We start from the raw sequence: 13,810 nt of genomic DNA, 5'->3' as shown, positions 1-13,810 counted from the left end.
GTGACCGGGTACAAATGCAAAACTTGCTCTCAAAAGTGGGAGAGGTTTGTAGAAACGCAAGATCCTGATGAAGTCAGATGGGATGCGGTTTTCTAGAGCGCCAGATCAACCTGCGTTTCGCGCCGCCAGATTGGCGAACTGTTATGCGCCTCAATCCTGTCAGCAATCTTGAGGCGTAACGCTGCGTGGCAGTTCTTCGAAGATGATCAGTTGTCGGTTGTGGACGTGGGTGACAGTCAGCGGCTTGAGCATGGTTGCAGCTGGTATTCGGTGATGGCGTGCGCCTTGACTGGCTTGTGTCAGTCTTTGATTGATTGAGTCCTACAACAGGCTCAGGTACAGTCTCGAAAATTTTGGAGGGGCTATGGAAATCAAGGTTTTTGTTAAAGGATTGGAAGTTGTTCAGAGCGGGGTGATTCACTTTTCTTCCAACTCACCCATCGATATTTCTATAAATGGAATGCATATGCAGGTGCGCTTTATAGAGGATATAACCAATCCCATGTCTCGATATGAGTCGAAGGTAGAAGGTCTTACTTGGGTTTTGTATCTTGCTAATTTTCCCACGCAACTGGGGAAGGGTTATACGACCCCATACCCGTGACCTTTATTGAAGGTAAACAGTTGTCGATCACCTTTTCCGTAGCGACGGTAAATAGACCTGCCGGCATTCGTATTTTCTCATACACATTCCTGCACGGGTAATCACAATGTCCGGCGAGTGGAGTAATGAAGAAAAGAAAGGCTCTGTTGGAGTCGAGCCACCAAAGCCAGCAGCTGGTTCGCATGGGTCAATTCAAGCAACGATAGGCACAGGTGACAACGCCAAAAATTCAATCGTATGGATGACAATCACATGGAGCTTTGTAATTGCATCAACCTTGAGTCTCTTAATGTTTTCCTTGGTTGTAGCTTATAAAGATTTTTTGTACTTAGAGCATATAAAAACTGTATGGTCTATTTTTGTTCCTATTATAACCTTGGCTCTTGGTTATGCTTTCGGTAAGAGTCAATAAATTAATAAATGTTAGATGTGGTATCGTGCAATAAATCCATCTGCGAAGAGCCATCCAGCCATGCCGCGTCGACTCTTGCTCGAGCTAACTTTGCGTATTCCGGGTTCAGCTCGCAGATGATCGACTTGCGACCCTCCTGCATTGAAACCAGCGACGTGGTACCGGCACCGCCGAACGGGTCGAGCACCACACCGCCGCGGGGTGCGCCAGCCAGAACGCATGGCCGGATCAGGTCGGGCGGGAATGTGGCGAAGTGGGCACCCTTGAAGCCCTGAGTCGGCACGGTCCAAACGCTTCGCTTATTCCGGCTTGCAATGTCCCATTGACTCTCCGACCGATCTGGCCGGTGGGTGCCTTTGCTCTGGCCGGGGATGGCTTGCTCCCGTTTTGAATCATCTCGCTGGAAACTGTCACGTCTGGATCGCTGACCGCCGACGGCTTTCATCGGTCCGTTGGTTTTGCCTGGCACCCTGTCGCTGCCGGACTGCTGCTCGAGATCCTGCGCCCATCTTGTGATACTGGATTCAGCCGCAGGCTCCCTGATTGCCTGCATATCGCAGTGATACCGGCGCGACTTGCTTAGCAGAAAGATGTATTCATGGGCCTTCGTGCATCGGTCCCGTGTGGATTCTGGCATTGGGTTTGGCTTGTGCCAGATGATGTCCTGCCGCAGATACCAACCATCGTCCTGCAGCGCGAACGCTAAGCGCCATGGCATGCCCATCAAGTCTTTAGGCTTGAATCCCTTTGGCGGCGTTGGTCTCTGGCCGCGTAGGACTGCACCTCTGGTCGCCGTCGAAACCGCTCCGTGCTTGCCAGCCTGACCACCCTTTGCATAGCCGCCTGATATTGATGCGTAGCTGTCACCCATGTTCACCCAGGCCGTACCGTCGTCCCGCAGCACCCGACGAACTTCACGGAACACTTCCACCAAGCGGGAAATGAATTCGGCCGGTGTTTCCTCCAGCCCGATCTGGCCCTCGACACCGTAGTCGCGCAGGCCGAAGTAGGGCGGGCTTGTCACGCATGTGTGCACTGATCGGTCTGGCAGCGTCCGCATCATCTCAATGCAGTCACCGACCAGTATCTGGTGGAGCTGACTCATATCGGATTCCAGTGAGGCGCAGCCCACCCAACGACGGATGAGGTGGCGCAAATGTTGAACAAGTTATGGACTATGCTTAACGCTCAACCCAAAGGAGTGAGTCATGGGCGCAAGCAGGGAAGAGGTGTCGAGGTTGCCGTTAAAAGCCGTACTTGCCGCCGCTATAAAGCAGGGATTAGAGCTCGAAGCGCTATGTGAGGCATCGATCGATTGGATGCTCAACGATGCAGCCTATGGAGCAGAGGAAGTCGCTTGGGCGGTCGCTGAAATTGAGGTGACTGCCGACGCTATTGAATCTGCGTGAGGCAAACGTAAGTCTAAACCCACGAGGGTTCCGACATGACCGACAAGCACGCAATGGAACTGAAGCAGGCGCTCGTTGCTGTATTCGCAACAGCAGCGAGCATGGGTATCGATATCGACGAGTTGTGTGATCAGGCGGCTGCCGACTTAGATGAAGAGGAAGCCGGGTGGCTCGACCAGTTCAAGCCAGGGGCGGTACATGAGATTCGATACTGCCGCGACTTGGTGAGGGGCGAAGTGTACGATTCGTAGCTGGTCCCGGGCATGGGTGTGCGGTATTAGAGGTGACCGGCGTGACGCCGTAGCGAGGGATTTTGGATGCGTTATGAAAACTACGGAGGCCTTCGTGAGCTTCAAATCGCAAAGGATGAAGCGGCATTAGCGGCGGAAGAGTTCTACGAGAAAAATTGGCCTTTCCAAACTGACGAGATCGCCGCTCAATACGAGGAGTTGCAGTTCACGGCGGTTGTCATGCTCGCCGAGTTTGAACAATTCGCTCAGCAAGGCAGCACCAAGCGCGCACGGTAACCTAGAAAGCGCGCCGTACTTTGAAAAAGCACATCGCCTTTGCATCGACGCAACAGTCTTCAAGCTCTCTATAGGCAAGATACTTCGCTTGGCTGCGCGTAGCCGCCCAAACTTCAGTCAGGTACCCCTGCGCATCTCGGTTCCAGCTAAGCTCATCCCAGCCAAAATTGAATGGAAGGACCTTCCACTTTTTGAGTGGAAGCTTGTCGGCCATCTCGCCGTATTGCATTTCCCAAGTTGGGTGGTAGTTGCGGATGCGCTTTTTCGGGTCGCTGTCGAGAACCACGCCGATGTACTGCCCGCGGTCAGCCAGGATCACTCCAGGCTCCCCATTTGCGATTACGCGCCGTCCGACCTCAGCCGGGACTTTGTAGTGCTGGCGCACGTAGGCGCAGTTGTAGTTGCTCATTACGATCTCCAGGCATGCGCCGCCCTCCGGGGTCAGACAGGTGGCGTAATGCGTTAAAGTGAGTAGGTGGTTCAGAATTCGGCGGCACCCGACCGCCTGCCGCCGCTCAGCGCAACTGTTGGGGGGGGATGTGCGCCAAGGGTGAACTGAGCTGCTCCGCGCGTTATCTTGGGTGACAGGTGGATGACCAAAGGAGGTCTGAATGTCGTGGCGCGGAACCGAAAAGGAAAGATTTAAGCTCCAACGACGAATCATGTTCCTCCCACTACTTGTCGCGATTTGCTCTGTTGCTGTGAAGGTCGAGGCGTATCTTGTGGGAAGCGCGACGCTGGGCGACTTGCTAAAAGTCATCTTCGTTACTGGCCTTACCGGGGGCATCTTTTACATGGCTGGAAAGTGGTGACCTGGTGATGGGGGATGCGGATGCCGACACAGCGTGGCTTGACCGGCATTAGCCGGTGATACGTTCCCCGATAACCGTGGTGGTGAAGCTGACGCTGTATTCGAGCTGAAGCCGGAAATCACCGCCACAGGTGTCGCACTCCATGTCCTTGTCGGCGTAGTCCTCAGTTTCAATGTGGATCACGGTCGCGCAATGCGGACATTTGCACTCGTCCTGCGCCCTGTAATCCCACTCGTCATAATCCTCGGCCGTGACCTTTGCCAGTGCCTCAGCCTTGGCCACTGCATCGAGTACGTCTTGGCATGGCTTGCAGGTGAATCCGTCGCGATGGCCCCAAGGCGTGTCCGTCAGCGCGGATCGGTGCGTTTTGCATTGAATGCACACGTCGTGCTTGTCGCAGACGATGTAGCTATGGCCTTGGGTGTTGCCAGTGCACTTATTGCACCCCGATACCCAGTACCAGGGACCGTCGATGCGTTCAGCGTACAGCCCCCTTTCAGGAGCGGTGAGCTCAACGTAGGGCAGGCCGTTGCGGTGGGGTTTGCCGTGCCAGCCATCGTTCCACTTGCAGGTGTGGCCGCTGCGCGTGCGTTCGGTCCACTCGCCGGGAATTTCCGGGATCAGAATCTTGGTGTCCTTGCTCATGGCAATCTCCAGTCAGGCGCCGCCCTCCATTACCGGTGGTGGCAAATATGTTGAGGGTGAGCTATAGATGATTACCGGCATGGAGCTGGATCAATGGAGTGAGCATGTGTAATGACCTGTCCCCAGCAGAAAGCGAACAGCTTTATTCAGCCAAGCGCGTATATGAGCAATGCATTAGCATTCGAAATTTTGAAATCGCACAGCTGGCAAACCGAAATAACTTTCTGATGATTTTTCAAGGCGTGCTTTTTGCCGGCCTTGTCCAGTCTTCTGGCATTTACCCAATAGTGTCATTCATGGCATGTGTTACCGGCGTACTGGTCTCTTGGCATCAAACGCAAATTGCTGCTGGCGCAAAGTACTGGCAGGAGCACTGGGAGGCCGAGTTGCGGCAATCCGAAATTGAGCTACTAGCCCTACTAGGTGCGAATATGGCCCGAGAACCGGTGAAATTATTCAGCAAGGAAAAGAAGGACATAAAAGCCGCGGTACAGGAGCGCCTTCAGGCGGGCGGGACTGGTGTATTAGTTAGCAAGCTAATACTCAGAAAATACTCGGTGAGTAAAGTGCCCATCCAGCTTGGTGTCACGCTCATATGTATATGGGCGATACTTCTAATCTGCACAGTTAACTTCGGAGGAGGACTATCCGTGCCGGATTTTATAACCGGTTTCAAGGGAAGATAGAGGATCTTTAAGGCGGAATAATCTCATCCTCTGGTTCTTGATCCGGATTAACCATGATGCATCTGGCTCCGTGATCGTAAATATCCCGCGCCACGGATTCGCTGACTATGATTTCGTGGCGCGGATATCTTAGAAATGCTGAAAGCTCTTCATCGCCCATCAGGTCCATCTTCAAGACTGCGATCTGAAGCATTTCGCTGGTCGCAATCTTGCCAGCTCTAGCGCTGATTCTCCCGATTGCCTGCTCGATGCCAGGCCGAACCCGGTGCCGCAATTCCTTCTCGGCGAACTTGGTTCGCCTGCCCTTGAGCTTGTCGTTTCGCTGCGTTGGCGTCATCGCCATAACCTGACTCCTTAAAGCCGCTTGGCGGCAGATGTATGTGGTGCTGGCGCAGGCCGTGTCGGACGCGAGATTTGATCCGCTTCATGCTGCCTTCGCCTGATGCCAAGCACCGGCCGCGTAAAACAAACTTGCCGCCTGCGCTTCGTCCAGTGAAACCTGTGCCGGTATAGCGATCCACCCCGACGCCACCAGGTGGTTCTTATTGCAACTGCCGCGCAGCTCCAGGTAGTAGTGCTCGATCGCATCCGTCAGCCGCTCGACCTTGTAGATGCCCTCGGGCGATATCTCCACCGATTTGACGTACTCAACGCCGCGCTCGTCCCTACACATGGCGCTGATGTAGATCGTCCAGCGGTAGGAGAAGTCGAAGAGGGCGTTGGCGATCGCCAGACTGCGGATCTGCTTGTGGCTCTTCCAGTTCACCATGATCTGCAAACCGCTTGGGTCGATGTTCACGACGGCGACATGGTTGGTGTTGAGCAGGGCGCGGCAGTTGCGTTCAGCGCGTGCGAAACAGTTATTCGCTTTGCGCCGTTTCATATCGAGGCCGCCATCTTGCGCAGCGCGCCTCGCTCAGTGCGGCTGAGCGCTGGCTTCTTCCGCTTGAGCACCGTCTCAGGATCGATGGTGCTTTTTCGGACTGGGGGCAGTGGGTGGTCCGGAACGCCCGGGCCGATCTGCATCTGACCGCCAGATGCGAAGAAGGCAGCTTTCGCCGCCTCCAATTGAGATTGCCGCTGATTGGCGGCAAGAATGAAGTTGTCTGTCACGCTGCCACCTGCTCCAGGGTTACCCCCGGCATGTTGAATTCCGAGCCTTGCGACTCGACAAGGTCGTCGAGGTTCTGCCAGTTGACCGTGAGGACCGAAACAGGGGCTTGCCCAGCGGCCACGGCTTTCACCAGTGCCTCCAAGTCAGTTACGCGTGCTTCGAGGCGCGTAGGCTTGGGCTGAACCTTGGCGGATGGAACTGCGGTCACTCGCGCAACTGGCGGCGACTTTTCAACCACCGGTGCTGGTTTGGTAACCACCGCTGGCTGAGTGCGCTGAGCGGCTGCCTGTCGCTGAGCCTCTTCATCCTCAAGACGTTTCTTCTCTTCTTGGCGGATTCGCTCGCGCTGTTCCTCCTCTTTCTTTTGCTCAGCCAACTGGTGTTCGTTGATGCGGACCTTGATCAGAGCAACCAGGTCGTCATTGGCTTTGAGGACCAGTTGCTGGATGTCGTTGAACAGAAAGTTGTAGTCAGCTGCGTGTTCGGCAAGGCTGGTCAGATTTAAGCGGATGCTGTCGGCGCGCTGGCTTGCATCGATCTTTGCCCGTGAAAGCTCAGTGTCTACAGCGTCCTGCAGGCTCGCGATAGTGCGCTTGTTCTTCATTGCGCCCGCGAAATCGACCGGCGTAACTGGCAGAGTCACACGGCCCAGAGTTTTGTTGATTGCGGCGATGTGGTCAGCCAAGGCAATTTCGGCTTTCTGCTTAATGCTGGTTTTTACCAGCAGTTCTTGAGCCTTAACCAGCTTGTCTACCTTCAGCCGGGTCTCCCGGGCATGGCCACTGATTCGATCCAGCGATGAGAACAGTTCGGCAATCGTCGCGGTTTGTGACAGCGCCTGCTTTTTCGCCGTGGTCACAGCCTCTTCGACATCGCCGCACCACTTCACAGCTTTTTTGGCGTCCGCGAAGTCTTGATCGGTCTCCAGTGTGGTTTTCACCGAGTCGATGACGGCGAGAGCCGACTCTTCGAACACTTTGAGGTTGCTGGCGGTAACCATGCCTGTCAGTTCGATTTTCAGCGCAGGCAGTTCGTCTGGTGCTTTACCGACGACTATCGAAGGTGCGTTTGCCAGTTCAAAGCCGGTCAAGTCCTGTTCGAACTGTTTCCAGCCTTCAACCAGTTGCGCAGCTCGGCCAGGAACCGGACGGTACTCCATAGAAACGAAGTTCTGCTCTGTGCCGTCCGAGCAAACGAAGATGACGCGCTCTGCGCCGCTTACAAGCAACTGTTGTTCGAGCTGCCAGTAGTAATGGGGAGCCAGGTCTCCGGCTCGCACCTGGGCAGCCAGAGATTCATTCCAGAGCTTATGCTCGAACAATGTCTCGCCCATCATCGTCGCGCCGTCCATTGAGGCCAGCAGGTTGCCGCTGGTGCCCACGACCGGGTAAAGCTCCTCGCCGATCATGACCTCTACCAAAGGCCGGGCGAGCGCTTCAGTCGCGTGCCCCTTATCGAAGATCCGCTGCGTCTGCGGCGTCACGTCCGGCGCAATACCGGTCTTCTTCAGTGTCAGCAGTTCGGTTCGGCTTTGATATTTCGAAGCACCCATCATCGCTGGCGCTTCTGAAGCGGTGAAGTGGTCGGCGCGAAGTGCGAGCCACTCGGCGGAACCCTGGGCTACGTTATGGATTTTCATGCTGCGGCACCTTCGAGTGGTTTCAGTTGATTGATGGCGTCGGTCTGCTCGTCAGTGAGCGTGTACTTGCTGCTGACGGTTGCGATTAGGTGTTCAGGTGACGATCTGCCTGCCTCAACGGCCATGCGCCACTTAGGCAGGTTCTCGGCCAGCTTTTCGTCGGGGTAGGGTGGAAGCTCGCCGGGCTCAGCACCGCGTGTCGGCGATACGTCACGCACCCGCGGTGCGCTTTCTTCCAGCTCGTCAGGGCTGTAAACGCCGAGGATCACGTCAGGGCAGTACAGACGCGACCAGCGTTTGGTTGCGAGGTAGGCAAGTTGCTGGCGCGGATCGTCAGCCCAAAGTGTGCTGTTGCGCGTACGGGCCTGAGCGAGCAGCAGTTCCAAAACTCGGGGCTCATCTTCGCCGCGGAACGTTGCCCAGACCTTCACCCCAAGGCCTTCTTCGTCGGCCATCTTCCAGCCCGGCTGGCGGTATTCGCCTTTGTCGCCAGTTTTGATAATGAATTTGCCGATGACCTTTTCCCAGGCACCGAACCATTCGTAATGAAGGCGATCCACGACTGGCGCGCAGGTCGTGATCACTGCGTTGACCAACTGAGCTTCGTAGCCGAGCACGCCATTCACCAGGTGCGTTTTCTGGGCAACCGCGAAGGGGTTCATCTTCCATTGCATCGACTGCATCACCACCGCGAGGCAGTCGGCCGAATTGCCGTTGAAGTGCTTCGGCAACGTTGCCCGGCCCAGCGCCATGACCTCAGCCAAGCGCATCATTTTGTCGAGGCTGTCGCCATCGAGAACCAACGCACTGGTGCTGGTCGCAGCATGAGGAAGCACATGGAGATTCGACTCATGCATGACGGGTGCAACGTTTTGTGCAGACATACGAAATCCTTGCCGCGCTATACGCAGCCTGTTTGATTGAAAGGGGGGCTTGAAACTGTGCTGCGCGAACTGCGCGGCCTGCGTCTTTGACGGCTGTTTGATCAGCCGGTGATGTGCCCGGCGTAAGCGCTGGCGAGCATCCAGATGGTTGAGCCCGTGATGGCGATGGCTGAGCCGCGCCAGATACAGATGCGACGGGCGCGCTGCAGGCGGGTCATCCCCAGCCCTTCATTGGCCGACGCTTCAGCCAGTCCGCTTTGATCGGGTAGGGCAGATCGGCGACACGCATGCCACGAGGCGGTGAGAAGGTGCCGCGCACTTGAGCGGGCTGGGCGCGCACTTCTAACTCCTCTACCTGCTCGTCGATCAGCGACTTCACAATTGGCCGACTCATGCGCACCTCCGCATTCTTGCGAGCAACTCTTCATTTGACCGAGCGCGGATAAACATCAGGCACTGGGTGTAGCGCGTGTACTCTTTGCATTCGATAGCGCTGAGTGCGTACGCCATTTCCACCGCCATCTGCGTTTCACAGTGCAGGCTGTAGTCATCTGCGTTTTCGATCAGCTTCTGGATACGCGAGTCGATCATGCCGACCGCAATTTCGTGCTTGGTCACGCGGCACCTCCTTTTGGCGGGCAGATCAGCTCCATCTGAGCGATGCATGCCTGGATGTTTGCTTTCAGCTTCAGTCGTCGATCCAGCTCGCGTTCGCGGCGGGCTTTCCGGTCGACGGGGTTGTCGTAGTCGTGGGCGAACTCGTCACAGCGAGGCTTTTCGTTGCCCCACTCATCACGGCTGCGGACAGACGCCCGGCCTTGGGCGCTGTCCTGATAACGCTCAAGGTCGAAGTCGGGCATGGTCGCCTCCGTGGGCTGGGTTATGAGTTTCGTGCTGCGACCATCGCGTCAGTTTTTGCAGCGATCTTTTCAGCCATTGCGATGCCGCTAGGCGAGCTGGGCAGGGGCGTTCTCCAGTTGCGGTTGAAGTCGCACATAGCTGCTTCTGGTGAATCGCCAAAACCTGCAATTCCAGTCTGCAGATCTTTGCCGTACAGAGCGCACCACTGGTTGCCGTCCACCGCCAAAGCGGGTCGGTAGATCGCAGATGGCTCCGTAAGATATTCAGCAACAGCGGAAAAGCATTGCTGCGCGTTATGGCTTATTGCACTGCAGGCCATCAGGCTGTGTTCGTCGTTCATGGTGCGCACCTCGGTTGTTTGGCAAATCCACTCGCTCAGCCCTCGGCCGCTCGCTATTGCCGGTGGGCGCAAGGGGAGGACTGGGATTGGAATAGGGAAATTGGGTGCCGTCTTTCCGGCTGTCACGCTGCCTGTGCTTTAACGTCGAACTGACGCAGCGATTCCCGACGTGAAGGCCTCCAGCCTTCTTGACGACGCCACTGATTATTTGGATTGCCGTAGTGTCGTGAAGCGGCAATTTCGTTTTGGCTTTCGCCGAATAAGTGCAGATGCCCGGTCGCCAATTGCCGGGTTTATCCCTTTCGGGTTTTCCTGAGCGCCTACGTCTCTTGTGGCGATTCATCTGCAGTGACGCAGGGGGCCGCTTTCGCGGTGTGTGCTCATCCGCATCGGCCTGCAATCTCAGAGGGCGAACCCTCAGCCCGCCGTATTGGCTGCCTCGTGACAGGCTGACGGGTAACCGGTATTCACGTTCCGGCGAGATTGCAGGCCGATGCGCTCTCTCTGAGAGGATCGGGCAGTTTTCGTCAGGCTGACTTGGCACTGGTTGGTCAGTAGCGCGGGCTTATCCCTGCTGATAATCTCTGCAGAGGTGGACTCAGAGGCGAATGCCATGGATGCGAAGAACCTTGCGGTACTTATGACGCTGAAGAACGCCATGGAGATGGCAAGTCCATCACCGGTACCAACTCCATATGTCCAGCCGGAGATTCCACAGTCGAAAACTGGTTGGATCGTTAAGAACTGCAGATTCTGCAAGACGACCAAGTTCAGTTACCGCGCTGACTGGGTTAACCCTCCGGTGATGTGTGAAGGCTGCCGTCGTGAGCGGAAGACCCGCTACAAACCAGGAGTAGGGGATACGCTTTACTCGGCGACTCAGGTGTTTCACGGCGGCTCGCCAGGCGCTGGAAAGCACAAATGAAGACCGGAAAACCGAGGAAAAAGCGCGCGAAAGGACCAAGCACGAAACAACGAATTGCTCGCTTGGAAAATCTCATTCTCCTTTTGGAAGAAGAGCTGCCTAGCGCCTCAATAAGACGCACTTGGATCATCGAAAGAGATATTCGAATCTATCGCGAGAGCATAGCGATAGAACGCATGCATTTAATCTCGAAAATAGGCCAGGTTCGTACGTATAAGGTCTCGGGTAGTTACGGCTCAAACTCACGATAATCTGCTTTCCGAGAAGCACTCATTTAATGCTTCTTGGAGAGCATCCGGTCCACGATTAGGCAGACCGGTAATCTCTGTTCCTTGCATAGGCCAACGGTCGCTTTCCCGTTGATGCCTTTCAGCGCGACACGGGATCAAGGTCCCAAGGCCAAACGCTTACTCACCACCACGCAGCCTCTCCAGCTGCGCCCTCCGAATGAGGTTTCCTATGCCCAGCGCCGACATGAGGTCGAATCGCTGCGTACCGTTGCGCGGTACGTCCGCTGGCTATGCATCGGCCAGCTCGGCGTCCATCAGGTTGTTAAAGAGCGGGCGGGGCCTTTCAGTCCCTGTCGCTGTGTTACTGCGATGGGTGAACTATCACGTATTGTGTTTAATGCGTCAACACGTAATGTGATTTATTTGAAAGAAAACACGGCTTGTGTGATTCCCCAAAATTGAGTTACAGCCTGTTTACCTCTGGCGAAGGGTTCGCTATCCTCATTAAATAGCTGGATATATGTACAGTAATGTGGGGGGGAGAATGGGAAGCGCGAGCGCAGCACAGCGAGTTGAGATGTCCGGGATAGAGCGGCTGAGCCTGAGGGTCTCCGAGATGATCAATCATCCTGTCGCACAGATTCAGCGCTGGGTGACGATCCATCGCCTAGATACAGATGGCGATCGGGAGTGGGAGGAGGTGATGGGAGTATTAGCAGCTACGGACGAACTGGATTTGACCTTCGAGGACGATGGCGCGGTGACTGTCAGGTGGGAACCGATATCGCTTGAAGATCGCCCGACGGAAACTGTCGAGGATAGGGAAGAGGAGCCCGCACCTTTCTGACATGCAAAAAAAGCTCGAGGGGTACTGGTGCGTCAGAATTGGAAAATTAAATGTTGACGATACCCGCTTTCGTCGACCGGTGACGGGTATCTGCTTTGATCCAGCAGTGAGCGTAATTGCTGGGAGTGGTTGGATTGTCTAAAAAGCACTTGGCAATCAGCCGCATCAAAGAAGCGTCTGAGCCGAGGAAGCAGAGATTCGACCAAGTCCGTATCAAGTCTAAGCGAGGCCGAAACCAAATCAAGCTGGTCGGTCAGGCCTCGATACAGGTCCATGACCAGAAGACTCTTGTTGAGCTCGGACGAATAGACGTGGACATCGCCAGTACCTATGGGCGTACCTTCGATATAGCAGTCGTACAGTTTGGCGAGGTCGAGATCGATACCCGCGAGGCTTAGCGCGGCTGCTAAATCGGTATTTGGTGTGTGTTCGTCCTCTACCCACGAGACCAAATCGGAGATCGATACGCAGATGTCGAATTCATTAGCGTAGATGGAAGATGGCACGGGCATTTATCCTTGGACTGAAGCACCGATTACTTGGGGCATTTGAATGCCAGGCATCAGGCGAGACGATGGACGACCATGATGCGATACGAGGAATCGCAGGTAAAGAAAAGCCCGCGATGGGGGGGGGCGGGCTAGGGCCTGATAGTGCGTGCGATCAGATTACGAGACAGGTAGTGAAGATGGCGTGAAGGGGTGAATGAAAAAAGCATGGCGCTTGAGATTAGCCTGCAAGCTAATGCGCGCGATAAGTGGCAATATTGCGCTTTGGCCAATCTAGGCTAGCGGCAGTAGGAGTTCATCATGTCTAACGGAAAGGATGGTAGCGACCCTTACGACAACTCTGTGATGTTCGTTGACGAAGGTGTCGAGGTAAGCCTCAGGTTCGAATCGGAGGATCAGGCGATCTGGGCGACGGGCCAAAACATCGCAGAGCTATTCGGCATTGACTATTCAAACGCCAAAAAACACATAAAAAACGTCTACGCCGACCAAGAACTGCTCGAATCGGCAACTATGGCAAAATTTGCCATAGTTCAAATTGAGGGCGGAAGGGAAGTCGTGCGGCCGGAAACGGCGCACTACAACCTCGACATGATCATATCCGTTGGATATAGAGTTAACGCTAAGAGAGCCGTAAGGTTTCGTCAGTGGGCGACCCAAACCCTCAAGACTTACATCGAGCAAGGTTATGTAATCAACGAGAAGGCTCTCCGCGAGTCTCCTGAAAAACTCAATAAACTGGCAGCAGCGGTTCGGGCGCTCCGCTCTGAAGAAAAGCAGGTTTACGCAAAGGTCCGAGAATGCTTCCGAATCTGCGCGTCTGATTACGACCCCGGATCAAAAGAAGTCAGAAGTTTTTACGCCTTGCTACAAGATAAATTTCATCACGCCGTCACCGGTATGACCAGCTCAAAGCTGATCCTTGATCGCGCCAATCACCATTCGGACAACATGGGTATGCAGGCTGTAAAGGGCGCATCTCCAACAATAGAAGAGGCGAAGACAGGCAAAAACTACCTGAATAACGAAGAGCTATACCGACTTCATTTGCTCTCGGAGCAATTCATGCTCTACGCCGAAAGCACAGCCCTTACCAAGCGGCCAATGACAATGAGTTCACTACACGGCAAGCTCGACGCCCTACTCATATTTAACGATTACCCGGTGTTCAGCGGGTACGAGGACTACATCAAAGAGGAAGCTTTAAGCCATGCTCGTCAAGAGCTTGGGCTGTATAAGAAGCGCCTGAAGATCGAATCTCTCGGTTACAAATACGACGAGGATGCGCTGGCGGCCGGTGAGTATGACGAGCTACTTATCGACGCATAAAAGTCGTTGGGAGGCATTACGCGATGATGCTCCCAAC

General features: G+C 55.0%; 21 protein-coding genes and 1 pseudogene. 9 read left to right on the top strand and 13 right to left on the bottom strand.

Annotation, left to right across the window (positions count from 1 at the left end):
* Positions 1-364 precede the first annotated feature (364 nt).
* Together CKW31_RS08430 and CKW31_RS29505 are read left to right on the top strand one after the other, a co-directional pair.
* Positions 365-705, top strand: a pseudogene (locus tag CKW31_RS08430) (DUF6864 domain-containing function).
* Between the two features lie 5 nt (positions 706-710).
* Positions 711-1,016, top strand: a complete 306-nt coding sequence (locus CKW31_RS29505; RefSeq protein ID WP_141230129.1) for a hypothetical protein — start codon at positions 711-713, stop codon at positions 1,014-1,016.
* Between the two features lies 1 nt (position 1,017).
* On the opposite strand, the gene CKW31_RS08425 is transcribed toward CKW31_RS29505, so the two are convergent.
* Entirely contained in the window at positions 1,018-2,121 is a 1,104-nt protein-coding gene (locus CKW31_RS08425; RefSeq protein ID WP_095093894.1) for a site-specific DNA-methyltransferase, read from the bottom strand.
* A 103-nt stretch (positions 2,122-2,224) separates the two neighbouring features.
* On the opposite strand from CKW31_RS08425, the gene CKW31_RS08420 reads away from it, so the two are divergent.
* The 3 genes from CKW31_RS08420 to CKW31_RS08410 all read left to right on the top strand — a co-directional run bounded on the left by CKW31_RS08420 (position 2,225) and on the right by CKW31_RS08410 (position 2,952).
* Positions 2,225-2,425, top strand: a complete 201-nt coding sequence (locus CKW31_RS08420) for a hypothetical protein (RefSeq protein WP_095093893.1) — start codon at positions 2,225-2,227, stop codon at positions 2,423-2,425.
* A 35-nt stretch (positions 2,426-2,460) separates the two neighbouring features.
* A complete protein-coding gene (locus tag CKW31_RS08415; protein ID WP_095093892.1) occupies positions 2,461-2,676 on the top strand; it encodes a hypothetical protein in 216 nt (71 codons plus the stop codon).
* A gap of 66 nt (positions 2,677-2,742) precedes the next feature.
* On the top strand, positions 2,743-2,952 hold the full coding sequence (locus CKW31_RS08410; RefSeq protein ID WP_095093891.1) for a hypothetical protein: 210 nt from the start codon (positions 2,743-2,745) through the stop codon (positions 2,950-2,952).
* A gap of 1 nt (position 2,953) precedes the next feature.
* Here the strand turns inward: CKW31_RS08410 and CKW31_RS08405 are convergent, their stop codons facing one another.
* Both CKW31_RS08405 and CKW31_RS08395 read right to left on the bottom strand, forming a co-directional pair.
* Positions 2,954-3,361, bottom strand: coding sequence for a hypothetical protein (locus CKW31_RS08405; RefSeq protein WP_095093890.1), 408 nt, complete (start codon positions 3,359-3,361; stop codon positions 2,954-2,956).
* A gap of 451 nt (positions 3,362-3,812) precedes the next feature.
* Positions 3,813-4,409 carry a hypothetical protein gene (locus CKW31_RS08395; RefSeq protein WP_095093888.1) on the bottom strand — a complete coding sequence of 199 codons (597 nt, stop codon included), beginning with the start codon at positions 4,407-4,409 and terminating at the stop codon, positions 3,813-3,815.
* A gap of 104 nt (positions 4,410-4,513) precedes the next feature.
* Here CKW31_RS08395 and CKW31_RS08390 point away from each other — a divergent pair, with 104 nt between their 5' ends.
* A complete protein-coding gene (locus CKW31_RS08390) occupies positions 4,514-5,095 on the top strand; it encodes a hypothetical protein (RefSeq protein WP_095093887.1) in 582 nt (193 codons plus the stop codon).
* A gap of 7 nt (positions 5,096-5,102) precedes the next feature.
* Here the strand turns inward: CKW31_RS08390 and CKW31_RS08385 are convergent, their stop codons facing one another.
* The 9 genes from CKW31_RS08385 to CKW31_RS08345 form a co-directional block, all read right to left on the bottom strand.
* Positions 5,103-5,438, bottom strand: coding sequence for a hypothetical protein (locus CKW31_RS08385; RefSeq protein ID WP_095093886.1), 336 nt, complete (start codon positions 5,436-5,438; stop codon positions 5,103-5,105).
* 81 nt (positions 5,439-5,519) lie between these two features.
* On the bottom strand, positions 5,520-5,978 hold the full coding sequence (locus CKW31_RS08380) for a hypothetical protein (protein WP_095093885.1): 459 nt from the start codon (positions 5,976-5,978) through the stop codon (positions 5,520-5,522).
* On the bottom strand, positions 5,975-6,208 hold the full coding sequence (locus CKW31_RS08375) for a hypothetical protein (protein WP_095093884.1): 234 nt from the start codon (positions 6,206-6,208) through the stop codon (positions 5,975-5,977). The genes CKW31_RS08380 and CKW31_RS08375 overlap by 4 nt, the downstream gene beginning before the upstream one ends.
* Positions 6,205-7,848, bottom strand: a complete 1,644-nt coding sequence (locus tag CKW31_RS08370) for a YqaJ viral recombinase family protein (RefSeq protein WP_095093883.1) — start codon at positions 7,846-7,848, stop codon at positions 6,205-6,207. The genes CKW31_RS08375 and CKW31_RS08370 overlap by 4 nt, the downstream gene beginning before the upstream one ends.
* Positions 7,845-8,732: a recombinase RecT gene (gene recT, locus CKW31_RS08365; protein ID WP_095093882.1), complete on the bottom strand. Its 888-nt coding sequence runs from the start codon at positions 8,730-8,732 to the stop codon at positions 7,845-7,847. The genes CKW31_RS08370 and recT overlap by 4 nt, the downstream gene beginning before the upstream one ends.
* Positions 8,733-8,946: 214 nt before the next feature.
* On the bottom strand, positions 8,947-9,126 hold the full coding sequence (locus tag CKW31_RS08360; protein ID WP_095093881.1) for a hypothetical protein: 180 nt from the start codon (positions 9,124-9,126) through the stop codon (positions 8,947-8,949).
* Complete coding sequence (locus tag CKW31_RS08355) at positions 9,123-9,350, bottom strand: hypothetical protein (RefSeq protein ID WP_095093880.1); 228 nt, start codon at positions 9,348-9,350, stop codon at positions 9,123-9,125. Before CKW31_RS08355 ends, CKW31_RS08360 begins: the two co-directional genes overlap by 4 nt.
* Positions 9,347-9,592, bottom strand: a complete 246-nt coding sequence (locus CKW31_RS08350) for a hypothetical protein (RefSeq protein ID WP_095093879.1) — start codon at positions 9,590-9,592, stop codon at positions 9,347-9,349. Before CKW31_RS08350 ends, CKW31_RS08355 begins: the two co-directional genes overlap by 4 nt.
* A gap of 20 nt (positions 9,593-9,612) precedes the next feature.
* The gene (locus CKW31_RS08345; RefSeq protein ID WP_095093878.1) at positions 9,613-9,933 is read right to left on the bottom strand and encodes a hypothetical protein; all 321 of its coding nucleotides are present in this window, start codon (positions 9,931-9,933) and stop codon (positions 9,613-9,615) included.
* A gap of 613 nt (positions 9,934-10,546) precedes the next feature.
* Here CKW31_RS08345 and CKW31_RS29500 point away from each other — a divergent pair.
* Both CKW31_RS29500 and CKW31_RS08330 read left to right on the top strand, forming a co-directional pair.
* The gene (locus CKW31_RS29500; RefSeq protein WP_141230128.1) at positions 10,547-10,858 is read left to right on the top strand and encodes a hypothetical protein; all 312 of its coding nucleotides are present in this window, start codon (positions 10,547-10,549) and stop codon (positions 10,856-10,858) included.
* Positions 10,859-11,632: 774 nt separating this feature from the next.
* Complete coding sequence (locus CKW31_RS08330; protein ID WP_095094014.1) at positions 11,633-11,935, top strand: DUF1654 domain-containing protein; 303 nt, start codon at positions 11,633-11,635, stop codon at positions 11,933-11,935.
* A 32-nt stretch (positions 11,936-11,967) separates the two neighbouring features.
* On the opposite strand, the gene CKW31_RS08325 is transcribed toward CKW31_RS08330, so the two are convergent.
* Positions 11,968-12,441, bottom strand: a complete 474-nt coding sequence (locus tag CKW31_RS08325) for a hypothetical protein (protein ID WP_095094013.1) — start codon at positions 12,439-12,441, stop codon at positions 11,968-11,970.
* Positions 12,442-12,744: 303 nt separating this feature from the next.
* Between CKW31_RS08325 and rhuM the strand changes: the two genes are divergently transcribed.
* Positions 12,745-13,773 (top strand): RhuM family protein, encoded by a 1,029-nt coding sequence (gene rhuM, locus CKW31_RS08320; RefSeq protein WP_095093875.1) that lies wholly within the window; start codon positions 12,745-12,747, stop codon positions 13,771-13,773.
* The last annotated feature ends 37 nt before the right edge of the window (positions 13,774-13,810 follow it).

Origin of the sequence: Pseudomonas sp. Irchel 3A5 (assembly GCF_900187575.1) — a bacterium.
Classification (GTDB): domain Bacteria; phylum Pseudomonadota; class Gammaproteobacteria; order Pseudomonadales; family Pseudomonadaceae; genus Aquipseudomonas; species Aquipseudomonas folii.
The sequence above is the reverse complement of the archived record's forward strand: the minus strand, read 5'-3'. Positions and strand labels throughout refer to the sequence as shown.